The organism is Vibrio sp. DW001 (assembly GCF_029016285.1).
GTDB lineage: Bacteria > Pseudomonadota > Gammaproteobacteria > Enterobacterales > Vibrionaceae > Vibrio.
Window position 1 is genome coordinate 278,777 of sequence record NZ_CP091975.1, and the last position, 24,458, is coordinate 303,234.

Sequence of the window (24,458 nt, forward strand, 5' to 3'; positions counted from 1 at the left end):
TTAGTTCTCCTGAGGTTTAAGCATAGCAATCACAAAGTCTTTAGAAGACTCAACTTTACCTTGGTTTACCGCCGCGGCAGGATCAACACTCTTCGGACAGACATCAGAGCAGAAGCCGACAAATGTACAGCCCCACACGCCATTGTCACCGTTAAGTAGCTCCATGCGCTCTTCTTTACCATTGTCACGGCTATCTAAGTTGTAGCGGTGAGCAAGCGCGATGGCCGCAGGGCCAAGGAACTCTGGGTTCAGACCAAACTGAGGACAAGCGGCGTAACAAAGGCCACAGTTGATACAAGCAGCAAACTGCTTATATTTTGCCATTTGTTGTGGTGTTTGGTTGTTTGGACCATCTTCCGGTGTGCGGTCATTACCGATAATATAAGGCTTAAGTGCTTCAAGACGTTCGATGAACGGCGTCATGTCGACGATTAAGTCTTTCTCGATAGGGAAGTTGGCTAACGGCTCAATCAAAAGACCGTCAGGGTAATCACGTAAAAACGTTTTACAGGCCAACTTAGGATAGTTGTTTACCATCATGCCGCATGAGCCACAGATAGCCATACGACAAGACCAGCGATAGGACAGGTCTTTATCTAGGTTATCTTTGATGTAGCCCAGTGCGTCAAGCACGGACATCGTGTCATCGAAAGGAACTTCGAAGGTTTGCTTATAAGGCTCGGCGTCTTTTTCTGGATCGTAACGCAGAATATCGACTTTTTGAATTCTAGTGCCCGTCATTACTTCTGCTCCTCTGCGGCTTGTGCGTCTACGGCTTCTTTCGCCGCCGCTTCTTCTGCTGCTGCCCCATACAGGCGAGCTTTAGGTTGAGATTTCGTGATAGTAACATCACTGTATTCAATCGTTGGTGCGCGTCCTTCGTTGAAGAGCGCAAGTGAGTGCTTCAAGTAGTTCACATCGTCACGTTCGGTACAGCCTTCATCTAAACGTTGGTGCGCCCCGCGAGATTCACGACGAAGAATAGCCGAGTGGGCCATTGCTTCTGCCACTTCAAGGCCATAACCGATCTCAATGGCATAAAGAAGGTCGGTGTTGAACACCTTTCCTCGGTCTTTAATGCTGATTTTCTTATAACGCTCTTTCAGCTCGGTCAGCTTATCCATGGTCTCTTGAATGAGATCTTCGCGGCGGTAAATACCACAGCCCGCTTCCATAGAGTGGCCCATTTCTGTTCGAATGGTTGACCAGCTTTCATCGCCTTCTTGGTCCATCAATCCTTGGATACGTGCTTCTACCGCTTTCACTTGTTTTTCAATCGCGTCGTCGTTCCAGCCGGTAAACGTTTCAGCACGTTTCACCGCACTTTCGCCTGCCACGCGGCCAAATACCACGAACTCCGCCAACGAGTTTGAGCCTAAGCGGTTTGCACCATGTAGACCTGAAGAGGCACATTCACCCACGGCAAAGAGACCTTTGATTTTCGTTTCACAACTCGGATCGGTTTCAATCCCACCCATGGTGTAGTGAACCGTTGGACGAATTGGGATCGGCTCTTTTGCCGGATCGACGTTAACATACGCCTTCGACAGCTCACAAATAAACGGCAGACGCTCTTGAAGGTATTCTTCACCTAAGTGTCTCAGGTCTAGGTGCACCACATCGCCAAGGGGATGGTCGATGGTGTTGCCTTTTTGTTGCTCGTGCCAAAACGCTTGAGAAACTTTGTCTCGAGGACCCAGTTCCATATATTTGTTTTTCGGCTCTCCAACCGGGGTTTCCGGTCCCATTCCATAATCTTGTAGATAACGGTAACCATTTTTATTGACGATGATGCCGCCTTCGCCACGACAACCTTCGGTCATCAAGATACCCGTACCAGGAAGGCCAGTTGGGTGATATTGAACAAACTCCATATCACGCAAAGGCACACCGTGGCGATACGCCAATGCCATACCGTCGCCGGTAACAATGCCACCGTTGGTGTTGGTGTTATAAACCCGTCCCGCGCCACCCGTGGCCAGTACGACAGACTTCGCTTTAATCGTAACAAGCTCGCCTTCGGACATGTGAATCGCAACCAAACCTTGAATCTCATCGTTTTCAACCAGTAGGTCAACCACGAAGTACTCATCAAATCGTTTGATTTGATTGTACTTGATAGAGGTTTGAAAAAGCGTATGCAGCATATGGAAGCCTGTTTTATCTGCGGCAAACCATGTGCGTTCTACTTTCATTCCTCCAAAGCGACGGACGTTCACTTCACCGTTTTCTTTCCGGCTCCATGGACACCCCCATTGCTCCATTTGGATCATTTCTCTTGTTGCGTTTTCAACAAAATATTCAACGACATTCTGTTCACATAACCAGTCACCACCGCCAACAGTATCGTTGAAGTGGTTATCGAGTGAATCTTCATCTTTGATGACGGCGGCAGAGCCACCTTCAGCGGCGACAGTATGTGAACGCATTGGGTAGACTTTTGAAATCAGGGCTACTTCTAGCTCAGGATTTGCTTCAGCCGCTGCGATTGCAGTTCGAAGACCAGCGCCACCGGCGCCGATCACTGCGATATCTGTGGTAATTATTTGCACAGTTATCCTCCAGTGTGTGTATTTGCAAAGTAATAGAGATGAACTTAAGCCCATCACTGTATGCGATGCGTATTTAGTTTTAAATTATTTTTTGACCTGAAACTAGTTTACGGGAGCGATGTCAGGAATAAATTGATATTGGCGGTTTTTTATCGTAGAAATATGACAACAAACTTGGCATTTATTGAATGTGTGATGCTCATCACTGAGATGCGTTTTATGAATTTAACTTTCAACGTGTGTCATTTAGCTTTGAATACATACCAATCACTTACACGGACTTAGAAATATGAATAAAGAAAGCTGGCAACCTAGCGCGAGTATTGATTCGCTCAAATTAAGAGCGAAATTGATTGCTGATATTCGACATTTCTTTGTCACTAGGGACGTACTTGAAGTGGATACGCCAGCAATCAGCCATGCGACCGTGACGGATATACATTTACATACCTTTAAAACAGACTTTATTGGTCCTGGTTATGCTGGTGGACAAGCATTATATCTAATGACGAGTCCAGAATTTCATATGAAACGGTTATTAGCGGCGGGTAGTGGCTCTATTTATCAGATTTGTAAGTCTTTTCGAAATGAGGAAAATGGACGCTATCATAATCCGGAATTCACCATGTTGGAATGGTATCGAATAGGGTTTGACCATCACGATTTGATGGATGAAATGGACGAGTTATTACAGCTTATATTGAATACTGGAAAATCGGTTCGGATTACTTATCAACAAGCGTTTTTGAGTACATTAGAGGTGTGTCCGCTTGAAGCCTCTATGCAGGAACTAAAAGAGGCAGCAGCTACATTGGGTTTAGGTGATATTGCGGGCCCTGAACAAAACAGAGACACCTTGTTGCAGTTGCTGTTCAGTTTAGGTGTTGAATCTAAAATTGGATTGCAAAGTCCCGTATTTGTTTATGATTTCCCTGCTACTCAAGCTGCTTTGGCTAAAATTAATTCAAGTGATCCTAGGGTAGCTGACCGATTTGAGGTTTACTTTAAAGGTGTTGAATTAGCTAACGGTTTTCATGAATTGGACGACCCACAAGAGCAACTCTCTAGGTTCATAGAAGATAATCAAAAACGTAGAGAACAAGGTTTAGACATGCAGCCTATTGATTATCATCTCATTGATGCATTGAAGGCAGGTTTGCCAGCTTGTGCCGGCGTTGCATTGGGTATTGATAGGCTAGTGATGCTCGCTCAGGGAAAAGAACACATTGATGAAGTAACCGCGTTTTCTTTTCCAAGAGCCTGATGATAGATATAAGATTGTGAAAGCGCACGGTTCAATAATCTCATGACTAACTTACTAATATCCCAGTACCTGCAACGGCCAAAATGGCACCTAACCATGCGAATCGATTTGGTCTCTGTCTTAGATAGAACCATAAGATGGGTAGAATCATAATCGGGGTCGTTGAAGAGAGTAAGGCGACCATTCCTACATTGCCGTCTCTTAGCGCATAAAGAATGAGCGTCATCCCAATCGCCATCGCTAAGAAGCCGCTGATAAAAGTCACTCCCAATACCCTTATCGTTATTGGTTTACTTGACCTCGCTATTTTTGAACCTGTCGCCCTGAGTAATGCATGGGCTAAGAATGCAGCGATCATTCGGATGGCGGATGCAGCAACAGGATCAATGGCGGTTTGCATAACGGGTTTGGCAATGATGCCCCCAAGAGCCTGACAAATAGCTGCGAGTAAGCCAAGAGAAACACCAATCCATACATTGCCTCTAATCGCTTCCCAGTCGTGCTGACCTTGTTTTTTCTTACCAAAAAATATAGCGGTAAGAACGCCGGCGAATACCAAACTTGCCCCTACGAACTCAATGTTGCTCATCGTTTCGCTGAAAAGAAAATAGCCGAGAATGGAAGAGAATACGGCGTGACAGGCGAACAATAGCCCGGCTTGTCTTGGCCCCATTCTATTCATACAGGCAAACAGTGCGGTATCTCCGATAAAAATACCAATCAATCCAGATAAAACCATGGGGGTAACATGAACCGAGGTTACTGTGAACCAGCCACCAGTAAATGAGGCCATAATGGTCAAAATTATGGCCGTACAACCCATACGCCATCGACTATAAGAAAACGCACCCAAGTGGCGGGCCGGGACGACAGAGATTATGCTGGAGATTGCCCACAAAAAAGCTGCAGCTAGGGCTAGCCACTCATATGACATAGTGATTTCTAAGCATTACATTGAATGGATCAACTATGCCGTAAAAATCACGCCACAACTAGATCCGAGTGAGTAATAGTTTTAGTTTTAAGGAAAATGTGTTTAAGCGCAAAATGGATTATCAGCGTAAATAGACATTAACCATTTTTTACAATACAGCAGATAAAATAGACGAAGCCAGTAGATGCTTGCTACTGGCTTCGTCTGTCGACCACTATGAGACTAAAAGACTTTAAGTCATAATGAGTACGGCTACATAAACAATTAGCAGCCCGACTACCCCCATAATAATCCCCATTTTTGCCATATCCTTACTTTCAATAAGCCCTGTGGAATAAGCAAGCGAGTTAGGCGGGGTAGAAACCGGCAGTATCATACCGAGTGATGCAGAGAACGCGACGACGACGAGCAGGCCTTGTATTCCACCTATTGCAGATAAACTCTCCATAGAGGCACCGATAGCCGCTGCGATAGGCATAAGCAGGTTAGCTGTTGCGGTATTGGACATAAAGTTAGCCATGAGCCAACAGACAAGAGAAAGCGTAATAACAACAGCAAAGGGCGACAACGCGCTATAGTCAATAGCATGAGCAAGTGCAACGGCAAGCCCCGTCTTATCTAGGCCAATACCAATAGCGATACCCCCTGCAACTAACCACAGTACATCCCAGTTAATCTGTTTAAGTTCTTGTTTACCCATGATGCCTGTTAGCGTAAATACGGCCAAAGGAATAATAGATACCACGTACGTATTCATGCCGTGAAGCTTGGTGGTCATCCAAAGTAATATTGTCGCGGCAAAGGTGATGTAAACGACAATAGCTCGCCAACTTTTTTTAAACGTACCATCTAATTTGAGAACCATCGTTTTTTGCGATGAAGGAAAAAACTTCTGTAATAAGAACCAAGCCAGTGTTAACTGGATAACGACAAACGGTAAGCCCATCATCATCCAGGATAAGAAATCAATACTGTTCTCTCCAGTGAGGTACTGAAGCGCTATGGCGTTTGGTGGGGTGCCGATCGGTGTCGCGATACCACCTGTATTGGCAGCAATCGGTACACATAGAACGAGAGCTTTAATGCCTAAGTCCCCTTTAGGAGCTGATGCAACGATAGGACCAAGCAATGCGAGCATCATTACGGTTGTTGCTGTGTTGGACATAAACATGGAAAAAACAGCGGTAATAAGCATTAAACCAAGCATGATGAAGCGTGGTTCTGTTCCAAATGGTTTTAATAAGACACGCGCTAGGTTGTTATCAAGCTCGTATTTGGACGCCGCAATCGCTAGTGCGAATCCTCCCATAAAAAGGATGATGATTGGCGATGAAAAAGCACTGAAAATATCGGTGTATTTCATCAACTCTCCTAGCTCATGACCTTCAGGAGGGGTTCGAAATAGATGTAAACCTTTATTTGAAATCATGATTAATTCTAGGGCAATGATTAAGATAGAGGTTGCAAATACAGGTACAGGTTCCAGCACCCAAAGTAGGGCGGCTAGAAGGAATATGGCAAGTAACCGATGTTGAATAAGGGTAAGGTTATCTATCGGAATCGAATCTATTGGTAGCATGAGAACAAGCGAAGGTATGGCAAAGCAAATGAGTAGCTTGATCAAAATCCCAATATCAAATTTTTTCTTCATCTTACATACAACCCCATAAGTGTGACCCAGCAGCTAAGTTTGCATTCTCATATTTCTATTTCGCGACGTAGCCTAAGGCAGAAAGTTAAAAGTGTCTGCAACCTAGCATAAAGTAAGCGGTTTTTTGTTACTAAGATCAGCTTGGTGTTTTGAAAATGAAAATAGATTTTTTGTAAGGGATGTGTTTTTAGTCAAATTATAAGACGAATTTTATTCAGGTTTTGTCACGGGGGCACAGTAGGTATTAATAATGAAGTAGATGTCAGGTTACATTATTGCTCGTAACCCGACATTCAGGTGATTTGGCATCTATTTGATGTTGGCGTATGCCGTACCCAACTTCGTTGAAACACCGTTGTCCATGCTAGCGTCAAAGTCGATAGCATCTTTACTGAATAAGTTAATTACAGTAGAGCCAAGTTTAAATCGACCCATCTCATCGCCTTTCTTCAGAACGACTGAGGTATTGCCATTTGCTGGGTAATCCCAGCAATATACAGTGTTGCCTCGTGGTGGAGTTACCGTTCCGGCCCAAATGAGCTCAATGCTACCAACAATCGTGGCCCCTACCAATACTTGTGCTAACGGGCCGAACTTGGTGTCAAAAATACAGACAACCCGTTCATTACGAGCAAATAAGTTTGGGATATTTTCAGCGGTTAATGGGTTTACGGAATATAAGTCACCCGGTACATAGATCATTTTACGTAGTACGCCGTCGCATGGCATATGAACACGGTGATAATCGCTAGGAGATAGATAAAGAGTCGCAAAGCTACCATCTTCAAATTCATCATACAGCGTTGTATCTCCACCTAGGAGTTCTAGTGCTGAAAAATTATGAGATTTAGCTTGGATTATCTGGCCATTTTCGATAGGACCGAACTGACTGACACAAGCATCTGCTGGATGCGTTATAACTTGTGTATCATCATTCAAAATACGCGCGTCTGTTTTAAGTTCACGTACAAAGAAATCATTGAATGTTTTAAAGTATGCTGGATCGGAATGCAGCGCTTCATCCATATTTATTTTGTATTGCTTAATAAACATGGTGATCAATGCGGTCGTAACACGACCTAATTTGGCTGATGCCAATTTACCTACTACACGAGTGATCGCGTGCTTTGGTGCCCACAATTGAAACCAAATTTTAATTTTATCTGATAAAGTCATATCTATTTTAAAAACTCATTGTTTAGACGCAGATGTTACTTAATTTATGAGAAATTGTCAGTATTTCTGCGATGTCACATCGTGCCATGGTATTTGTATCTAAAATGTAACGTGCAGAGTATAGACAATATTTATCAATCTGCTTTTTTGTTTCGAGAGTATTGGCGGTTGGCTTTGTTTTCACCCATGCTGTCAATTATTCGGTGATAGCTGTTAAATCGTTCACGACTTATTTCGCCTGCTTCTACCGCTTTTTTGAGCATGCAACCGGGATCATCAAGATGTTTGCAATCTCTAAATTTGCATTCACCTAAGCGAGACTTAAATTCTACAAAGGCTTGGGTAACTTCATCTGCTTCGAGGTGCCATAATCCAAACTCTCTAATGCCTGGTGAATCAATAAGGTCACCACCTGTTGATATATGGTACAAGCGTGCAGCTGTCGTCGTGTGTTGACCTAATCCCGAGTTAGTAGAGACTGCCCCCTCTTCTATATCAACCTCTGGCATTAGTGCGTTGACTAAGCTGGATTTGCCAACCCCTGATTGACCGACGAAAACGTTAATTCTATTTCGTAATTCAGCCTCAAAAGCGTCGATACCATAACCAGTTTCTTTACTGACAAAGAGTACTTTATAGCCAATTTTTTCGTAGGTTTGTAGCTGAATTGCATACTCTTTTATTTGTTCTTCGTTTAGAAGATCAATCTTGTTCAGTACGATTAAAGGCGATATTTTTAATGTCTCAGAAGCGATCAAATATCGGTCAATAATATTGAGAGACAACTCAGGTAAAACAGAAGATACAATAACCATCTGGTCAACGTTGGCGGCGACTGGTTTTAGGCCATCATAGTAATCTGGCCGAGTTAAAACAGACTCTCTTGGCTCGACCGCTTCTACGACACCTGAAATGCCAGCCATAGATTCAAGTCCAGCGCGCCAAATAACTTTGTCACCAGAAACTAAGCTTTCAATTCCTCGACGCAAATTACAACGATGAATTTCTTTTGTTTCTAGGTCTTCAATATCAGCATGTTGGCCAAAGCGAGTGATAACCAAGCCTACTTTAGTAGTACCTAGCATCTCTTCATCCCAGTGGATGGTTTTTTCTTGCTTTAGTCTTTTGCTCTGGTTGGAACGAACACGTCGAACCTGACCTTTAGTTAGCTTATTCTTCTTAGTCACGTTTACCTTTAGCTCATTCTAGGCTTTATCACTATCTGTTGGACGAGTATGATACCTCTTTTACAGGCAAAATAGGCAATTCATCTATGTCATTCAGCGATCAAAACTTAATTTGGGTCGATCTTGAAATGACGGGTTTAGACCCGGAGCAACACAAGATCATTGAAATAGCGACAATTGTTACTGATAGCGAGTTAAACATTCTTGCTCAAGGCCCTGTCCTTGCAATCCATCAATCGGATCAAGAATTAGAGAAAATGGATGATTGGTGCACAAATACACACACCAATAGTGGATTGGTTACTCGTGTAAAATCGAGCGACATTGATGAAAGTGAGGCAATAAAGCAAACCATCACCTTCTTAGAAGAATGGGTACCGAAAGGTAAGTCGCCTATTTGTGGGAATAGTATTGGGCAAGATCGACGTTTTTTATACAAACATATGCCTTTACTCGAAGAGTATTTCCACTATCGTTATGTCGATGTGAGTACATTGAAAGAGCTGACTCGTCGTTGGAAACCGGAAGTGTTGGATGGTTTTGAGAAAACCGGAAGTCATTTAGCGTTAGATGATATTAAAGAATCTATTGCGGAACTAAAATATTACAGAAGTACGATTTTCTCTATCTAACAAATTGATATCGATTTAACGACTCTAATTTTTAATGCAAAAATGGTGTCGTTAAGCTGTTTTTTACGTTGCAATTTATGAATTTATAATTTGCTTATCGTGTTTATTGATGCATTTCTGTTTTTATTGGTTCATTTTTCATCAAACAGCAAGAAAATGAATTATTTTTGTAATAAGGACTTGCATCACAAAAAAATGCTCTTATAATTCGCAGCCCTGAACGACGAAAGACGTACAGAGTGCGACACTAGCTCAGTTGGTAGAGCGCAACCTTGCCAAGGTTGAGGTCATCGGTTCGAACCCGATGTGTCGCTCCAGATTTTTATTTGTTGTTAAAAACAAATAAAAAGTTCTCACGGTACTTAACGGTGATGCTTAGTTTGATAAGTAAGAAGTATACGGACGCGGGGTGGAGCAGTTTGGTAGCTCGTCGGGCTCATAACCCGAAGGTCGTTGGTTCAAATCCAGCCCCCGCAACCAATTTTAGATGGCTTGAATATTTTCAGGTTGTCATTGCGACACTAGCTCAGTTGGTAGAGCGCAACCTTGCCAAGGTTGAGGTCATCGGTTCGAACCCGATGTGTCGCTCCAGATTGCTATTTGTTGTTAAAAACAAATAAAAAGTTCTCACGGTACTTAACGGTGATGCTTAGTTTGATAAGTAAGAAGTATACGGACGCGGGGTGGAGCAGTTTGGTAGCTCGTCGGGCTCATAACCCGAAGGTCGTTGGTTCAAATCCAGCCCCCGCAACCAATTTTAGATAGCTTGAATATTTTCAGGTTATCATTGCGACACTAGCTCAGTTGGTAGAGCGCAACCTTGCCAAGGTTGAGGTCATCGGTTCGAACCCGATGTGTCGCTCCAGATTGTTATTTGTTGTTAAAAACAGATAAAAAGTTCTCACGGTACTTAACGGTGATGCTTAGTTTGATAAGTAATAAGTATACGGACGCGGGGTGGAGCAGTTTGGTAGCTCGTCGGGCTCATAACCCGAAGGTCGTTGGTTCAAATCCAGCCCCCGCAACCAATTTTAGGTTCTCACGGTACTTAACGGTGATGCTTAGATTTATAAGCAAGAAGTATACGGACGCGGGGTGGAGCAGTTTGGTAGCTCGTCGGGCTCATAACCCGAAGGTCGTTGGTTCAAATCCAGCCCCCGCAACCATTTTCAAGTTCTCACGGTACTTAACGGTGATGCTTAGTTTTATAAGTAAGAAGTATACGGACGCGGGGTGGAGCAGTTTGGTAGCTCGTCGGGCTCATAACCCGAAGGTCGTTGGTTCAAATCCAGCCCCCGCAACCAATTTTAAACAATTTGAAAGCGTTATTCCCATCACCTTCAAGCTGTTATTAAGTAGTTTATTTCAAACGCTCTTTTTCCTAATGCTGTGAAGCATTACTCCCCATGAAAATGTACCTCACTAGTTTTATACTGCTAGCTTTTCCACCGCTTAAACTCAAGCGGAATGGACGTTTCCTATCATTTAAGAAAAATAATCAACAGACTTATCCACTTATTTTTTTCTGTGGATAACCTAGTGAATAAAAGTCAGATCGACTAAAAAAAAGCAAATACTCCGCAAGATCCTCTATCTGTCATACTGAGTTGCATATCTCCAAGTTTTAACGCAACAGTATGTTTTATAAGGATTATTGGTGGGTTTGATGAGGTTAAGGTAAAAAAAGAAAGGATCATTAACTTGTTGTTTATTGATCTTCGTCATTTCTTTGATTTGTGTTTAACTTTTTTAATCGAAATGTTTTGAGGGGTGACAAAAGGTTTTTTCCACATTCTCAGCTTTGCGAACGATATCAATCAAGCATCTTAGGCTAAGCATCTCTGGGCAATCCTTTTTGTACTACTCTAATCAGACGTTTTGTTTTATTGGATAGGGTTGATATGTGTTTATTGTTCGTATTCGCACTTGGTACGTGTTTCATCTGTTCTTCTATCGCCCAGTGCACATGATCATCCAGTATCGGAGTGAGTCCCAGTTTATCTTCCAATGCCCAAACAATGTCTTGGGAGTATGGGGCGTTGCCTAAGGCAATAGAAATATTACGCAACCATTGAGTGTACCCAATTCGGCGTATAGCGGAACCTTCCATATTTTTAAGGAACTCTTTTTCGTTCCAAGAGAACAGTGTTAATAAATCTGGTGACGCAAAATAGGTTCGACGGTGAAAATCTTGTTGTTGCGTTAGATCTGAAAAACGGTTCCATGGACAGACAAGCTGACAATCATCACAACCATAGATGCGATTACCTATGGCCTTTCGATATTCCGTAGGAATAATGCCGTCATATTCGATAGTAAGATATGAGATACATTTTCTAGCATCTACAACGCCATCTTCAATAATGGCCTGAGTCGGACAGGAAGTGATACACGCATTACACTTACCACATTCATTTTCGACGACATCATCGACAGGTAGAGGGATATCGACAAGAAGTTCACCTAAGAAAAACCACGAACCTGCAGTGCGATTAATAATGAGGGAATGCTTTCCTGTCCAACCAATGCCGGCTTTTTCGGCTAAAGGTCGTTCTAATATTGGTGCGGAGTCGACAAAGGGGCGGTACCCCATGGTGCCAACTTCAATTTCTATCATTTTACCTAATTGGTTTAACTTGTTTCTTACCAACTTGTGATAGTCGCGCCCTAAAGAATACCGGCTAATGTACCCTTGAGTAGGGTTATTAAGGTTACTCGCAAACTGGGCTTCTGGAGGAAGATAATTCATGCGAACACTGATTACTCGGACTGTTCCCGGAAGAAGTTCGTCTGGGCGAGAACGCATTGTGCCGTGGCGTGACATCCATTCCATCTCTCCATGATATCCTGCCTTTAACCAATTAAGCATTGCCTCTTCATGTTGAGATAGGTCAACATCACAAATACCAATTTGTTGAAAACCAAGCTCTTTGCCCCACTGTTTGATTTTTTCTGCTAAAGCTAGGTAGTTCATAAGAATAGTTAGATAGATGAAGGATTAGTAATTTTACCTGAATTAGCGTGATAGAGCTATTCAAGTGGGTTAAGGTAAAGGTGAGTAAATATAACGAAGCTTACAATTTTTCCTTTCAGGTCTTGTCTCTCAAATCAAACACGATTTACTATTCTGAACCTTTTGATTTATATACAGTGACTTTTGATTTATATATAGTGACTTTTGATTTATAAATAGTTGAAAAACTATTCCTAACTAGGCTGGGAATGGCGTTCATTAGGATAAAATACTACCATCATCACTAGTGGCTTAATGTGTAATATGAATACAAAACAATTTAATTTAATAGACGAACAAGCTACCATCGAAATGGGAAGTGAGCTCGCACAATTATGTTCAAAGCAGACCACTATTTATTTACATGGTGATTTGGGTGCGGGTAAAACGACATTCAGTCGTGGTTTTGTTAAAGCGCTTGGACATCAAGGTCATGTAAAAAGTCCTACCTATACGTTGGTTGAACCTTATCAATTAAAGGATTGGCAAGTTTATCACTTTGACCTATACCGCTTAGCGGATCCAGAAGAATTGGAATTTATGGGAATTAGAGATTATTTCACGCCAGACGCTATCTGTTTGGTTGAGTGGCCTGAAAAAGGTGAAGGTTTATTGCCCAAAGCAGATTTGGACATTGAATTACGCTATCTAGGAGAGCAAAGAATTGCGCTTCTGATAGCAAATAATGACTATGGAAATATGTTGCTTAATCGTTTGGAGTTGTCTTGATCTGTAAGCAAATCAGAGCCTTTTATGTGTTCATCACCAGTTTATTATTAATGGTGGCATCTAATGCGTTTTCTAATGAACTGGAAAGCGTGCGTGTTTGGCCTTCGCCAGATGAAACTCGAGTCGTCGTCGATCTGAAATCCGAAGTGGATTTCAGTTATTTCACGCTATCTAGCCCATATAGAGTGGTGGTAGATTTAAAAAATACGAACCTTACCGCTAAGCTGCCTGTTTTAGTTAAAGACAGTAAGATACTCGCAAAAATCAGAAGCAGCACTGCGCCGTCTAAAGGCACGTACCGATTGGTTTTTGAATTAAAAGCAAAAGTCACTCCAAATCTATTCAAACTCAAGCCCACACCTGGTGGACAATATGGGCATCGCCTTGTTGTTGATTTACCGCATTCGTCAAAATCTAGTTTAAAACCGAATCAACCAGTAAGCAACGCCTCCGCAACAGCAGTCAGTAAAGATGCGTCCCAGTTGGCCGGAAATGCAGACATTATCGTTGCGATAGATGCAGGGCATGGTGGTGAAGACCCCGGTTCTATAGGCCCCACTAAAAAATACGAAAAACATGCGACATTGAGTATCTCTAGAAAGATAGCAGAGCAACTCAATAGTGTTCCTGGAGTTAAGGCGGTAATGACTCGAAAAGGAGACTACTTTGTTAATCTTAATAAACGTTCTGATATTGCTAGAAGCAGCAAAGCACATTTACTCGTTTCTATACACGCCGATAGTTTCAGATCGGCTAAACCGAGAGGTGGTTCTGTGTTTGTGCTCAATACTCGCAGAGCCAATACCGAAATTTCGAGATGGGTAGAGAAACATGAAGAACAGTCAGAGTTATTAGGTGGGGCTGGCGAAGTATTGGCAAAAACCAATACCGATAAAAATGTCAGTCAAACATTGCTTGATTTGCAATTTAGTCATTCTCAAAAAGAAGGCTATAAAGTTGCAACGAATATACTCAAAGAGATGGGTAAAGTTACTCGTCTGCACAAGAAAGAACCTGTTCACGCGAGTTTAGCGGTTCTAAAATCACCGGATATTCCTTCTGTTTTAGTTGAAACTGGCTTTATTTCAAATCCAACTGAAGAGAAACTATTGTTCCAAAGAAGCCACCAAGACAAGTTGGCTAGAGCGCTATCTAAATCGATAGTTCAGTATTTTGAGCAAAACCCACCAGAAGGGACGTTGTTTGCTCAACGTAAAACGGCTAAAAAGCACAGAGTAGTTAAAGGTAACTCACTATCAGCCATTGCTAAACAATATGGTTCCTCTACACAAGCGATAATGAAAGCTAATAACTTAAAGAGTTCAGGGTTAAAGATAGGGCAAGTGCTGATCATACCGGGAAACAGTAAACCGATAGCCATCGCTAAAGCGAACAACCCTGTAGAAACAGAAGAGATCACTCATACCGTAAAATCTGGCGAGTATTTGGGCAAGATTGCCAGTAAATACAAAGTGTCAGTTGCGAGTATCAAACAACAAAATAGTTTGAAACGCGAAACTCTGTGGGTTGGGCAAAAACTAAAGATCACGGTCAAGCTAAAAGATCTACCGGTTAGGAAACACAAAGTGAAGCGGGGCGAGTTTTTGAGTAAGATAGCTAAAAAGTATGGTGTCACGATCGACAGCATAAGAAAAACGAATAAGTTACGTTCAGATACCTTAGCGGTTGGACAAATATTGTTAATACCAAATAAATGACGATAAAAATTCTGCCAGCCCGACTGGCAAACCAAATCGCGGCAGGGGAAGTGGTTGAAAGACCAGCTTCAGTCGTAAAAGAGTTAGTAGAGAATAGCCTAGACTCTGGCGCGACTCGAATCGATATTGATATAGAGAAAGGTGGCAGTAAGTTAATTCGTGTTCGTGATAATGGCAAAGGTATTGTTAAAGATGAATTGGCGCTGGCGCTTAGCCGTCATGCTACATCAAAAATACATACTCTTGATGACCTCGAAGCAATAATGAGCCTAGGATTTCGTGGTGAAGCCCTAGCAAGTATCAGCGCTGTATCACGATTAACGTTGACTTCTCGAACGGCAACTCAAGAGCAAGCATGGTCTGCTTATAGTGAAGGTCGTGACATGGAGGTAAAACTTCAACCAACGGCGCATCCTATTGGCTCTACCGTAGAGGTTTTAGATTTATTTTTTAATACACCTGCGCGTCGTAAATTTTTACGAACGGATAAAACTGAATTTACACATATTGACGAGCTTCTTAAACGTATCGCGTTAAGTCGATTTGATGTCACTATCAATTTAAAACATAACGGTAAATTAGCACGCCAATACCGTACAGCAAAAAATAGTGTTCAAACTCAAAAAAGAATTGCAGCAGTTTGTGGTTCGAATTTTGTTCGTAATATGTTGAATATTGAGCTAGAACATAATGGTTTGCGCTTGCATGGTTGGATTACCTCACCTGAAGGTGCAAGGCAACAAAGCGACCTTCAGTACTGTTACGTTAATGGGCGAATGATGCGTGATAAATTGATTAATCATGCTATCCGCCAAAGCTATGCAAGCAGTCTGCGCCCAGAACAGTTTGCCAGCTATGTGCTTTTTATTGAAATTGACCCTCACCAAGTCGATGTTAACGTCCATCCTGCTAAGCATGAGGTTCGTTTTCATCAAGGGCGTTTAGTGCATGATTTTATTTATCAAGCATTAGCTGATTCGTTGTCGCAAAGCTTTCGTGTTGATGAGCCCAAGGCGTTAGAATCGGCATATCATACCGAGCCGGTTGATAACACTCAGAACCAAGTGATGGAAGCGGTTAATAATTTTCCAGCATACCCAGGAAGACCAGACTATGCAGATAGTGTTGAATTAGATAAAACAAAAGAGAGAGATAGTCTCGCCTCACAAGAACATTCCAAGACAAACTGGGTTGAGCCTTTAAAAGTGGCACGTGTTAAAACTGATCGCTCGCGGTCGGAGAATCACAAACAAGAGGCGAAACCATCAAAGCGAGAGTTAAAAAATTACAATGATTTGTTGGCTACGCCACATATAGAACCAATAAAACGGGCTTTGGTTGAGTCACAAGTCACCGCAGTGCCAATTGACACGCAAGTGAGCTCTATAGGTAAGGCGTTTTCTATTGTAGGACAACAGTTTTTACTCACACAATCGGATATCGGTGAAGTATTGATCTCGCTTATGAAGGCCGAGTGGTATCGGGTACTTGGACAGCTACAAACAGACAAGCATTTTTTGACTCCGCAGCCATTGTTGGTTCCGTTGTCAATAAAGATGACCAAGCAAGACTTAGCAACGTATAAAAAGTATCAAGACCTGCTAGGTTCGTTTGCGATACAACTTAAAGAGAAAAACAGTTCGAGCATATTGGTTATGGCCGTTCCTCAACCTTTACGACAACAAAACTTACAAAAAATCATACCAGAACTGTTATCTTTCTTAACCTTGATGGAGAGCGATTCATCCACTTCTGACGTTGCGAATTGGCTCGCGGATCAGATTACTCTGGTTAAAAGTCGCTACACTCTATCTGAAGGTATACAACTGTTGTCCGAATTAGAACAGTTATGGGACGGAATATTACCTCTACATGACTCAACTTTTGTCCAAACTGTTAATTTTAAGGACACTATTTCGATGTTTGTTAAAAGCTAATCGCTAACAAATACAAAGTTCGCTATTTGAAATGGATCTATAACTCGCACTCACTGATGAACATATTTTGAAAATGAATAATGAATTACCTTTGGCTCTATTTTTGATGGGGCCAACAGCATCTGGTAAAACAGAATTGGCGATAAAATTAAGGCAGAAATTTCCGGTTGAAATTATTAGCGTTGATTCTGCTCTTATCTATAAAGGTATGGATATTGGTACGGCTAAACCGGATGCGCGTGAGTTAGCACTTGCCCCACATCGATTGATCGATATTCTTGATCCAATAGATGCGTATTCTGCTGCGGATTTCCGGCGAGATGCTTTGCAGCAAATGAGTGATATTGTCTCTGAAGGTAAAATTCCTCTGCTTGTAGGGGGAACTATGCTCTATTATAAGGCTCTATTAGAAGGGCTTTCTCCTCTGCCTGCGGCTGATCAAGTTATTCGTAAGCAGATCGAAGAAGAGGCCTTAACGTTAGGTTGGGACACTCTTCATCAGCAATTACGAGATCTTGATCCCGTATCGGCACAGAGAATCCACCCAAATGACCCTCAAAGACTATCAAGGGCATTGGAAGTTTATCGAATTTCAGGTAAAACTTTAACCGAACTGACGCAGATAAAAGGGGAGCCTCTCCCATATAACGTTAAGCAGTTCGCAATATCTCCCAAAGAACGAACGGAACTGCATCGTCGTATTGAGCTTAGATTTGAAAAAATGATCGAAGCCGGGTTTGAAGAAGAGATGAAAGCGCTCTATGCTCGAAAAGATCTTCATGTCAATTTGCCATCCATTAGATGCGTTGGCTATCGACAGATGTGGGATTATTTAGACGGGAATAGCAGTTTGGATGAAGCGGTTTTTCGTGGAGTCTGTGCTACTCGTCAATTGGCCAAGCGGCAAATTACCTGGTTACGCAGCTGGGATAATTTAACTTGGTTAGATAGCGAGAACATAAATGAAGCATTTGAGATTATCTCTAACGAAATAGCCTCAAACTAAAAATGCTGTGTATAATGTGATCGTTTTTGCGTGAAAGTCTTATCTTATTGAGCTATAGCTTAAAGAGCATAAGTAAAAGACGGTAAGGCCTATTGGATTCATTTAGCTCAAAGGCAAAAACAGCACCAATAGCTAAATAATTACAACAAACAAATAAGGAAAATAAAAATGGCTAAGGGGCAATCTTTACAAGACCCATTCTTAAACGCGCTACGTCGCGAACGTGTGCCTGTTTCAATTTATTTAGTGAACGGTATCAAACTTCAAGGTCAGATCGAGTCTTTCGATCAATTTGTGATTCTTTTGAAAAATACTGTAAATCAAATGGTTTATAAGCATGCTATTTCTACTGTCGTCCCAGCACGCGCAGTGACTCATCATACAAATACAGATCGTCCACAAGGCGACCGTCCAGAAGAGAAATCAGACGATTAATAATTATAACCACTTAATAGTAAGGGATTAATTGCTTGTTTGACCGTTATGAAGCCGGTGAACAGGCTATCCTTGTTCATATCAACTTCACGCAAGAAGGTGAGTGGGAAGATCTTAGCGAGTGTGAATTGCTCGCTTCTTCAGCAGGAGTTAATACGCTACAAGTTATTACTGGTAGTAGACAAGCTCCGCACTCTAAATACTATGTTGGTGAGGGTAAAGCCGAAGAGATTGCGCAAGCAGTCCAATTAACTGGGGCTGAAATCGTGATTTTTAATCACGCTCTCTCTCCTGGCCAAGAAAGAAATCTTGAACTTCTGTGCCAATGTCGAGTAATAGACCGTACTGGTCTTATACTCGATATTTTTGCCCAACGAGCTCGTACTCATGAAGGTAAAATGCAAGTGGAGCTCGCACAGCTTCGCCATCTTTCTACTCGCCTTATCCGCGGGTGGACTCACTTAGAGAGACAAAAAGGTGGTATAGGTTTAAGAGGTCCAGGAGAAACACAGTTAGAAACCGATCGGCGTTTATTGCGTGACAGAATCAAAGCGATATTACGTCGCCTGGCGAAGGTTTCTAAACAACGTGAACAAGGTAGGCGTGCAAGAAATCGAGCAGAAATACCTACAATCTCACTTGTAGGCTATACCAATGCGGGAAAGTCGACATTATTTAACCGAATTACTAACGCGGGCGTTTACGCGGCAGATCAATTGTTTGCTACTTTAGACCCAACGCTTCGCAAAATCGATTTAATGGATGTTGGGCCAGCTATTTTAGCGGATACGGTTGGTTTTATCCGACATCTCCCCCATGATCTAGTTGCGGCCTTTAAAGCAACATTGCAAGAAACGCAAGAAGCTGACATTTTGTTACATGTTGTTGATGCTAGTGATGACCGATTTCGTGAAAATATCCACGCGGTTGATGTAGTATTAGAAGAGATTGATGCTGATGAAGTGCCAACTCTAATTGTCATGAATAAAATTGATAATCTTGAAGGTCAGAACCCCCATATAGAACGAGATGAGGAAGGTATCCCTCAGAGGGTTTGGGTTTCGGCAATGGAAGGTAAGGGAATCGATCTCTTATTTGAAGCGCTAACAGAGCGCTTGGCAAGCCAAATGGTTCAATATCGATTGCGAGTTCCGCCACAGCACCAAGGTCGACTTCGTAGTACATTCTTTGCAATGAAGAGCATTCTGAGCGAAGAATATGAAACAGATGGTAACTTATTGATCGATATCCGAATGCAACAGGTAGATTGGTCTAGACTTGAAAAAAGAGAAGGGGCAGTGTTGGGTGACTTTATCGTTTACCACAAGGCTGCTACAGTATAACGTCATATCATGATGGAGCTTTCTAATGGCGTGGAATGAGCCTGGAAATAACAATGGCAACAATAATGGCCGCGATAATGACCCTTGGGGTAATAAAGACGATCGTGGTAAGCAGTCTGGTGGCCGAGATCAAGGCCCACCAGATTTAGACGAAGTATTTAATAAACTGAGTCAAAAGCTGAGTGGAAAGTTTGGTAAAAAGGGTGGCATACCTTCAATTGGCGGCGGCGGCGGAGCAATAGGTTTCGGCCTCATTGCTGTTGTAGCGATCGCTATTTGGGTATTCTCGGGCTTCTACACTATAGGCGAAGCAGAGAAAGGTGTTGTATTACGCTTAGGTAAATATGATCACATCGTAGACCCTGGTCTGAATTGGCGTGCTCGTTTTGTTGATGAAGTGACACCTGTAAACGTGCAAGCAATTAGAGCATTGCGGGCATCAGGTACCATGTTGACTAAAGATGAGAACGTTGTAACCGTCGAAATGGGTGTTCAATATAGGGTTTCTGACCCATATAAATATCTATTTAGAGTGACCAGTGCTGATGATAGTTTACGTCAAGCGACAGATTCTGCTCTTCGCGCCGTTATTGGTGACTCATTGATGGATGCGATTTTGACCAGTGGCCGTCAACAAATTCGTCAAAGTACGCAAGAAACACTAAATCGGATTATCGATAACTACGATATGGGTTTGATAATTGTTGATGTGAACTTCCAATCTTCACGTCCTCCTGAGCAAGTCAAAGATGCATTCGATGATGCCATCGCTGCTCGAGAAGATGAAGAACGTTTCATTCGTGAAGCGGAAGCTTACAAGAACGAAATTCTTCCTAAAGCAACAGGTCGAGCAGAACGTTTGAAGAAAGAAGCACAAGGTTACACCGAACGTACAGTTAACGAAGCGCTTGGTCAGGTTGCACAGTTCGAGAAGTTGCTTCCTGAATACAATGCAGCGCCAGATGTTACTCGTGATCGTTTGTATTTAGATGCAATGGAAGAAGTGTATAGTTCAACATCTAAAGTGCTGATTGATTCGGAATCTAGCGGTAATTTACTTTATCTACCAATGGATAAGCTTGGACAAAGTTCAGGTAGTTCGACATCAAAACGGGCATCGACATCAACGTATGATGATTTACAGTTAGAGTCTCAACGTTCTGACGCCGCTCCGGTAGACACATCACCTGATCGCTCAACTAGCACACGTCAAGGGAGATACTAAGAATGCGTAAATTAACTATCCCTGTAATTTTTGCTGCGCTAGCGTTAATGCTAATGTCACTATTTGTTATTCCTGAAGGTGAACGTGGAATCGTTATTCGATTTGGTCGAATATTAAAAGATAACACCGACATGTCTAGGATTTACGAACCAGGTTTGCATTTTAAAATGCCGTTGTTTGACAACGTAAAGAAACTTGATGCGAAAATTCTAACGATGGATGGTCAGGCTGACCGTTTCGTAACGGCTGAGAAAAAAGACGTTATTATCGATACCTATGTTAAGTGGCGAATCGAAGATTTCGGTCAATACTATCTAGCAACAGGTGGTGGCAATCAATTAACAGCTCAAGCTCTACTTGAACGTAAAATCACAGATATTCTTCGTTCAGAAATTGGTGCACGAGAAATCAAACAGATTGTATCTGGGCCTCGTAGTAAGCTAATTACCCCAGTTCTTGGTGAAGATGGCGAGACGATACCGGTGTCAGCCCTTGAAGCTTTAGAAGTGGATGGTGAGCGTGACATAATAATGTTGGAAGTATTGAACGATACACGTCCAAGTGCAATGAAGGACTTAGGTGTTTACATTGTTGATTTCAGAATGAAGAAAATAAACCTTCCAGATGAAATCAGTGAATCCATCTATCGTCGTATGCGTGCTGAACGTGAGTCGGTTGCTCGTAAACACCGTTCTCAAGGTCGTGAAAAAGCTGAAATTATTCGTGCTCAAGCGGAACTTGAAGTTGCAACAGTACTTGCAGAAGCAGATAAAACAGCTCGAGTAACTCGAGGTTCAGCTGACGCGGAAGCGGCTTCTATATATTCAGGATCATATAGTAAAGACCCTGAGTTCTATAGTTTCTTGCGCTCATTAACGGCTTATCAAAAATCGTTTTCTGACAAGAGTGATATCCTCGTTCTTGATCCAAAAAGTGATTTCTTTAAGTATATGAATGATTCGAGCGGCGGAGCAGATAAGTAATTACTTATCTACTGCGGATGCTAAGTCAGTTGTAAAATAGAGGCTCCTTCGGGGGCCTTTTGTTTTTTAGGCATAAGATCATTTTCTTAGACGAAGACGTACGTGAGAATAGTAAATCTATAACACTCAAGACCAGTTGCTTGCAGGCTGTTTTTATTAAGGGATGTAAATGAGTAATTCGATATGGGTTGCACTAGGACTAGTCTTAGTTGTGGAGGGAATAGGACCACTTCTTGCCCCTCGAGGCTGGCGGTCAATGGTCGCGCAACTTAGCGAACAGTCAGACAACCAACTACGTAGAATCGGTGGTTGTTTGGTGGTTACAGGGGCTGTCATTGCGTTTATGGTCTCTTAAATATATATAGAATGATGTAGGCAAGAGGCACTTCGTTTCACGAACCTAGAGGGTGCTTGTTAACACTCGTTGTTAATCGGTCATTTTACCAAGGCCTAAAACTTGAAATTCGAGATATTTCGACCAATTAACCATCACCCCCTTGCATCCCCTTTTGTGATCTGTATAATACGCCGCACTGGCTTAAGTCAGTTGTGAACCAATGAGCACTGAGGAGTAGGGTTTTCTTTTATTAGAAACTACCTAGTAACGTATACTCAGCTTATGTTCGCAGTTAATAAAATACTAGACGTAAGAGCTAGTTCAAATTTAGCTGACAACGTTTCCTAATTTTGGAAGCCACGGTTTCACATGAATCAATCGGCATTCACCTATCTATATAGGTTTGAGTGGCGATATTGTTTGTGTAATTTATTTATTATTGGAGCTCTGTCTCATGCAGAACCAACGTATTCGTATCCGTCTTAAAGCTTTTGATTATAAATTAATTGATCAGTCGACAGCGGAAATCGTAGAAACAGCAAAACGTACCGGCGCGCAGGTTCGTGGTCCTATTCCACTACCTACACGTAAAGAACGTTTCACTATTCTAGTCTCTCCACACGTTAACAAAGATGCGCGTGACCAGTACGAAATTCGTACCCACAAGCGTCTGATCGACATCGTTGAACCAACTGACAAGACTGTAGACGCTCTAATGCGTTTGGATCTTGCCGCTGGTGTTGATGTTCAAATCAGCTTAGGTTAAGGGAGATTAGTAGAATGATTGGTCTAGTCGGACGTAAAGTGGGTATGACCCGCGTATTTACCGAAGAAGGCGTTTCTATCCCAGTTACAGTTGTTGAAGTAGAAGCTAACCGTGTATCTCAAGTTAAAACACTTGATAACGACGGCTATGCAGCTATCCAAATTACTGCTGGTACTAAGAAAGCTAACCGTGTAACTAAACCAGAAGCTGGTCACTTTGCGAAAGCAGGTGTTGAAGCTGGTCGCGGTCTTTGGGAATTCCGTTTAGAAAACGGAGAAGAGTTTGAAGTTGGCGCTGAGCTAAATGTAGAACTATTCAATGAAATTAAAAAAGTAGACGTTACTGGTACATCTAAAGGTAAGGGCTTCCAAGGCGTAATTAAGCGTTGGAACTTCAGTACTCAAGATATGACTCACGGTAACTCTTTGTCTCACCGCGCACCGGGTTCAATTGGCCAATGTCAAACTCCAGGTCGTGTGTTTAAAGGCAAAAAAATGGCGGGTCACATGGGAGCTGAGCGTGTTACTACTCAAAACCTTGAGATCGTACGTGTTGACGCTGAGCGCAATCTGCTTCTTATTAAAGGTGCAGTACCAGGCTCAATCGGCGGCAACGTGATCGTAAAACCAGCTGTTAAAGCATAACGTCTAGGAGTAAGTAATGGAATTGATAGTTAAAGGTGCTGATGCACTAACTGTTTCCGAAACTACCTTCGGACGTGAGTTTAACGAAGCTCTTGTACATCAAGTAGTTGTTGCGTTTGCAGCAGGTGCTCGTCAAGGTACTCGTGCTCAAAAAACTCGTTCTGAAGTATCTGGCGGCGGAGCTAAGCCTTGGCGTCAAAAAGGTACTGGCCGTGCACGTGCTGGTACAATTCGTAGCCCAATCTGGCGTACAGGTGGTGTTACTTTTGCTGCGAAACCACAGGATCACAGCCAAAAAGTTAACAAAAAAATGTACCGCGGAGCTATGAAAAGCATTCTTTCTGAGCTTGTTCGTCAAGAGCGTTTAATCGTTGTTGATAACTTCTCAGTAGAAGCACCAAAAACTAAAGAGCTAGTAGCTAAGCTTAAAGAACTTGAGCTTAATGATGTTCTAATCGTAACTGGCGAAGTAGATGAAAATCTATTCTTAGCTGCTCGTAACCTTTATAAAGTTGATGCTCGTGACGTAACTGCGATTGATCCAGTTAGTCTTATAGCATTTGACAAGGTTCTTATAACTGCTGAAGCAGTTAAGCAAGTTGAGGAGATGCTGGCATGATGACTGAAGAGCGTCTACTAAAAGTTCTACGTGCTCCACATATCTCTGAAAAAGCAACTATGGCTGCAGAGAAAGCGAATACTATCGTTTTCAAAGTAGCAAAAGATGCAACTAAAAGAGAAATCAAAGCAGCAGTAGAAAAGCTATTTGAAGTTGAAGTTAAGACTGTAAATACTCTTATTCTTAAGGGTAAGACCAAGCGTCAAGGTCAACGTGAAGGCCGTCGTTCAGACGTGAAAAAAGCCTACGTTACTTTGAAAGAAGGACAGGATCTTGACTTCGTTGGCGGTGCGGAATAACAGGAGTA

Annotated in this window: 22 protein-coding genes and 8 tRNA genes; 23 read left to right on the plus strand and 7 right to left on the minus strand. The window is 42.3% G+C overall.

Annotation, left to right across the window (positions count from 1 at the left end; genetic code table 11):
- Window positions 1-741, minus strand: a complete 741-nt coding sequence (locus L3V77_RS01300; protein WP_195704023.1) for a succinate dehydrogenase/fumarate reductase iron-sulfur subunit — start codon at window positions 739-741, stop codon at window positions 1-3.
- A complete protein-coding gene (gene frdA, locus L3V77_RS01305; protein WP_275134531.1) occupies window positions 741-2,552 on the minus strand; it encodes a fumarate reductase (quinol) flavoprotein subunit in 1,812 nt (603 codons plus the stop codon). Before frdA ends, L3V77_RS01300 begins: the two co-directional genes overlap by 1 nt.
- 289 nt (window positions 2,553-2,841) lie before the next feature.
- Between frdA and epmA the strand changes: the two genes are divergently transcribed.
- Complete coding sequence (epmA, locus tag L3V77_RS01310; protein WP_275135412.1) at window positions 2,842-3,816, plus strand: elongation factor P--(R)-beta-lysine ligase; 975 nt, start codon at window positions 2,842-2,844, stop codon at window positions 3,814-3,816.
- A gap of 46 nt (window positions 3,817-3,862) precedes the next feature.
- Here epmA and L3V77_RS01315 read toward each other — a convergent pair whose 3' ends face one another.
- From L3V77_RS01315 to rsgA, 4 genes are all read right to left on the minus strand, one after another.
- Window positions 3,863-4,750, minus strand: a complete 888-nt coding sequence (locus tag L3V77_RS01315; RefSeq protein WP_275135413.1) for a DMT family transporter — start codon at window positions 4,748-4,750, stop codon at window positions 3,863-3,865.
- Between the two features lie 232 nt (window positions 4,751-4,982).
- Window positions 4,983-6,401: an SLC13 family permease gene (locus L3V77_RS01320; protein ID WP_275135414.1), complete on the minus strand. Its 1,419-nt coding sequence runs from the start codon at window positions 6,399-6,401 to the stop codon at window positions 4,983-4,985.
- 309 nt (window positions 6,402-6,710) lie between these two features.
- The gene (gene asd / locus L3V77_RS01325; RefSeq protein WP_275135415.1) at window positions 6,711-7,577 is read right to left on the minus strand and encodes an archaetidylserine decarboxylase; all 867 of its coding nucleotides are present in this window, start codon (window positions 7,575-7,577) and stop codon (window positions 6,711-6,713) included.
- A gap of 134 nt (window positions 7,578-7,711) precedes the next feature.
- Window positions 7,712-8,764, minus strand: coding sequence for a small ribosomal subunit biogenesis GTPase RsgA (gene rsgA / locus L3V77_RS01330; protein WP_275135416.1), 1,053 nt, complete (start codon window positions 8,762-8,764; stop codon window positions 7,712-7,714).
- Window positions 8,765-8,850: 86 nt separating this feature from the next.
- Between rsgA and orn the strand changes: the two genes are divergently transcribed.
- From orn to L3V77_RS01375, 9 genes are all read left to right on the plus strand, one after another.
- Window positions 8,851-9,396, plus strand: coding sequence for an oligoribonuclease (gene orn / locus L3V77_RS01335; protein ID WP_275135417.1), 546 nt, complete (start codon window positions 8,851-8,853; stop codon window positions 9,394-9,396).
- A 241-nt stretch (window positions 9,397-9,637) separates the two neighbouring features.
- A tRNA-Gly gene (locus L3V77_RS01340) sits at window positions 9,638-9,713 on the plus strand.
- A gap of 86 nt (window positions 9,714-9,799) precedes the next feature.
- Window positions 9,800-9,876 (plus strand) — tRNA-Met (locus L3V77_RS01345).
- A 35-nt stretch (window positions 9,877-9,911) separates the two neighbouring features.
- Window positions 9,912-9,987, plus strand: a tRNA-Gly gene (locus tag L3V77_RS01350).
- Between the two features lie 86 nt (window positions 9,988-10,073).
- Window positions 10,074-10,150 (plus strand) — tRNA-Met (locus L3V77_RS01355).
- 35 nt (window positions 10,151-10,185) lie between these two features.
- Window positions 10,186-10,261, plus strand: a tRNA-Gly gene (locus tag L3V77_RS01360).
- A gap of 86 nt (window positions 10,262-10,347) precedes the next feature.
- Window positions 10,348-10,424: transfer RNA gene (locus tag L3V77_RS01365), tRNA-Met, on the plus strand.
- Between the two features lie 61 nt (window positions 10,425-10,485).
- Window positions 10,486-10,562, plus strand: a tRNA-Met gene (locus L3V77_RS01370).
- Between the two features lie 61 nt (window positions 10,563-10,623).
- Window positions 10,624-10,700, plus strand: a tRNA-Met gene (locus L3V77_RS01375).
- Between the two features lie 527 nt (window positions 10,701-11,227).
- Here L3V77_RS01375 and queG read toward each other — a convergent pair.
- Window positions 11,228-12,370: a tRNA epoxyqueuosine(34) reductase QueG gene (gene queG, locus L3V77_RS01380; RefSeq protein ID WP_275135418.1), complete on the minus strand. Its 1,143-nt coding sequence runs from the start codon at window positions 12,368-12,370 to the stop codon at window positions 11,228-11,230.
- A gap of 303 nt (window positions 12,371-12,673) precedes the next feature.
- Here queG and tsaE point away from each other — a divergent pair, with 303 nt between their 5' ends.
- The 13 genes from tsaE (at window position 12,674) to rplW (ending at window position 24,450) form a co-directional block, all read left to right on the plus strand.
- Window positions 12,674-13,138, plus strand: a complete 465-nt coding sequence (gene tsaE / locus L3V77_RS01385; RefSeq protein WP_275135419.1) for a tRNA (adenosine(37)-N6)-threonylcarbamoyltransferase complex ATPase subunit type 1 TsaE — start codon at window positions 12,674-12,676, stop codon at window positions 13,136-13,138.
- Between the two features lie 50 nt (window positions 13,139-13,188).
- Window positions 13,189-14,856 (plus strand): N-acetylmuramoyl-L-alanine amidase, encoded by a 1,668-nt coding sequence (locus L3V77_RS01390; protein ID WP_275136668.1) that lies wholly within the window; start codon window positions 13,189-13,191, stop codon window positions 14,854-14,856.
- Window positions 14,853-16,793, plus strand: a complete 1,941-nt coding sequence (gene mutL, locus L3V77_RS01395) for a DNA mismatch repair endonuclease MutL (protein WP_275135420.1) — start codon at window positions 14,853-14,855, stop codon at window positions 16,791-16,793. Before L3V77_RS01390 ends, mutL begins: the two co-directional genes overlap by 4 nt.
- Before the next feature lie 73 nt (window positions 16,794-16,866).
- Window positions 16,867-17,799: a tRNA (adenosine(37)-N6)-dimethylallyltransferase MiaA gene (miaA, locus tag L3V77_RS01400; protein ID WP_275135421.1), complete on the plus strand. Its 933-nt coding sequence runs from the start codon at window positions 16,867-16,869 to the stop codon at window positions 17,797-17,799.
- Window positions 17,800-17,967: 168 nt separating this feature from the next.
- The gene (gene hfq, locus L3V77_RS01405) at window positions 17,968-18,234 is read left to right on the plus strand and encodes an RNA chaperone Hfq (RefSeq protein WP_195706508.1); all 267 of its coding nucleotides are present in this window, start codon (window positions 17,968-17,970) and stop codon (window positions 18,232-18,234) included.
- A 35-nt stretch (window positions 18,235-18,269) separates the two neighbouring features.
- Window positions 18,270-19,577, plus strand: a complete 1,308-nt coding sequence (gene hflX, locus L3V77_RS01410; RefSeq protein ID WP_275135422.1) for a ribosome rescue GTPase HflX — start codon at window positions 18,270-18,272, stop codon at window positions 19,575-19,577.
- A 25-nt stretch (window positions 19,578-19,602) separates the two neighbouring features.
- A complete protein-coding gene (gene hflK, locus L3V77_RS01415; RefSeq protein WP_275135423.1) occupies window positions 19,603-20,802 on the plus strand; it encodes an FtsH protease activity modulator HflK in 1,200 nt (399 codons plus the stop codon).
- A gap of 2 nt (window positions 20,803-20,804) precedes the next feature.
- Window positions 20,805-21,785 (plus strand): protease modulator HflC, encoded by a 981-nt coding sequence (hflC, locus tag L3V77_RS01420; protein WP_275135424.1) that lies wholly within the window; start codon window positions 20,805-20,807, stop codon window positions 21,783-21,785.
- Window positions 21,786-21,954: 169 nt separating this feature from the next.
- Window positions 21,955-22,140, plus strand: coding sequence for a DUF2065 domain-containing protein (locus tag L3V77_RS01425; RefSeq protein ID WP_275135425.1), 186 nt, complete (start codon window positions 21,955-21,957; stop codon window positions 22,138-22,140).
- A 436-nt stretch (window positions 22,141-22,576) separates the two neighbouring features.
- Complete coding sequence (gene rpsJ / locus L3V77_RS01430) at window positions 22,577-22,888, plus strand: 30S ribosomal protein S10 (RefSeq protein WP_017053625.1); 312 nt, start codon at window positions 22,577-22,579, stop codon at window positions 22,886-22,888.
- Window positions 22,889-22,902: 14 nt separating this feature from the next.
- Window positions 22,903-23,532 (plus strand): 50S ribosomal protein L3, encoded by a 630-nt coding sequence (gene rplC, locus L3V77_RS01435; RefSeq protein ID WP_195706513.1) that lies wholly within the window; start codon window positions 22,903-22,905, stop codon window positions 23,530-23,532.
- Between the two features lie 16 nt (window positions 23,533-23,548).
- Entirely contained in the window at window positions 23,549-24,151 is a 603-nt protein-coding gene (gene rplD, locus L3V77_RS01440; protein ID WP_195706514.1) for a 50S ribosomal protein L4, read from the plus strand.
- On the plus strand, window positions 24,148-24,450 hold the full coding sequence (gene rplW, locus L3V77_RS01445) for a 50S ribosomal protein L23 (protein WP_195706515.1): 303 nt from the start codon (window positions 24,148-24,150) through the stop codon (window positions 24,448-24,450). Before rplD ends, rplW begins: the two co-directional genes overlap by 4 nt.
- Window positions 24,451-24,458 lie beyond the last annotated feature (8 nt).

Excerpts from the sequence above, each read along its gene's own strand:
- hflK (WP_275135423.1), top strand. The coding sequence starts at position 19,603 with ATGGCGTGGAATGAGCCTGGAAATAACAATGGCAACAATAATGGCCGC.
- epmA (WP_275135412.1), top strand. The coding sequence starts at position 2,842 with ATGAATAAAGAAAGCTGGCAACCTAGCGCGAGTATTGATTCGCTCAAA.
- tsaE (WP_275135419.1), top strand. The coding sequence starts at position 12,674 with ATGAATACAAAACAATTTAATTTAATAGACGAACAAGCTACCATCGAA.
- L3V77_RS01320 (WP_275135414.1), bottom strand. The coding sequence starts at position 6,401 with ATGAAGAAAAAATTTGATATTGGGATTTTGATCAAGCTACTCATTTGC.
- orn (WP_275135417.1), top strand. The coding sequence starts at position 8,851 with ATGTCATTCAGCGATCAAAACTTAATTTGGGTCGATCTTGAAATGACG.
- mutL (WP_275135420.1), top strand. The coding sequence starts at position 14,853 with ATGACGATAAAAATTCTGCCAGCCCGACTGGCAAACCAAATCGCGGCA.
- asd (WP_275135415.1), bottom strand. The coding sequence starts at position 7,577 with ATGACTTTATCAGATAAAATTAAAATTTGGTTTCAATTGTGGGCACCA.
- hfq (WP_195706508.1), top strand. The coding sequence starts at position 17,968 with ATGGCTAAGGGGCAATCTTTACAAGACCCATTCTTAAACGCGCTACGT.
- L3V77_RS01390 (WP_275136668.1), top strand. The coding sequence starts at position 13,189 with ATGGTGGCATCTAATGCGTTTTCTAATGAACTGGAAAGCGTGCGTGTT.
- hflC (WP_275135424.1), top strand. The coding sequence starts at position 20,805 with ATGCGTAAATTAACTATCCCTGTAATTTTTGCTGCGCTAGCGTTAATG.
- rpsJ (WP_017053625.1), top strand. The coding sequence starts at position 22,577 with ATGCAGAACCAACGTATTCGTATCCGTCTTAAAGCTTTTGATTATAAA.
- L3V77_RS01425 (WP_275135425.1), top strand. The coding sequence starts at position 21,955 with ATGAGTAATTCGATATGGGTTGCACTAGGACTAGTCTTAGTTGTGGAG.
- miaA (WP_275135421.1), top strand. The coding sequence starts at position 16,867 with ATGAATAATGAATTACCTTTGGCTCTATTTTTGATGGGGCCAACAGCA.
- queG (WP_275135418.1), bottom strand. The coding sequence starts at position 12,370 with ATGAACTACCTAGCTTTAGCAGAAAAAATCAAACAGTGGGGCAAAGAG.
- rplC (WP_195706513.1), top strand. The coding sequence starts at position 22,903 with ATGATTGGTCTAGTCGGACGTAAAGTGGGTATGACCCGCGTATTTACC.
- L3V77_RS01315 (WP_275135413.1), bottom strand. The coding sequence starts at position 4,750 with ATGTCATATGAGTGGCTAGCCCTAGCTGCAGCTTTTTTGTGGGCAATC.
- rplD (WP_195706514.1), top strand. The coding sequence starts at position 23,549 with ATGGAATTGATAGTTAAAGGTGCTGATGCACTAACTGTTTCCGAAACT.
- L3V77_RS01300 (WP_195704023.1), bottom strand. The coding sequence starts at position 741 with ATGACGGGCACTAGAATTCAAAAAGTCGATATTCTGCGTTACGATCCA.
- rplW (WP_195706515.1), top strand. The coding sequence starts at position 24,148 with ATGATGACTGAAGAGCGTCTACTAAAAGTTCTACGTGCTCCACATATC.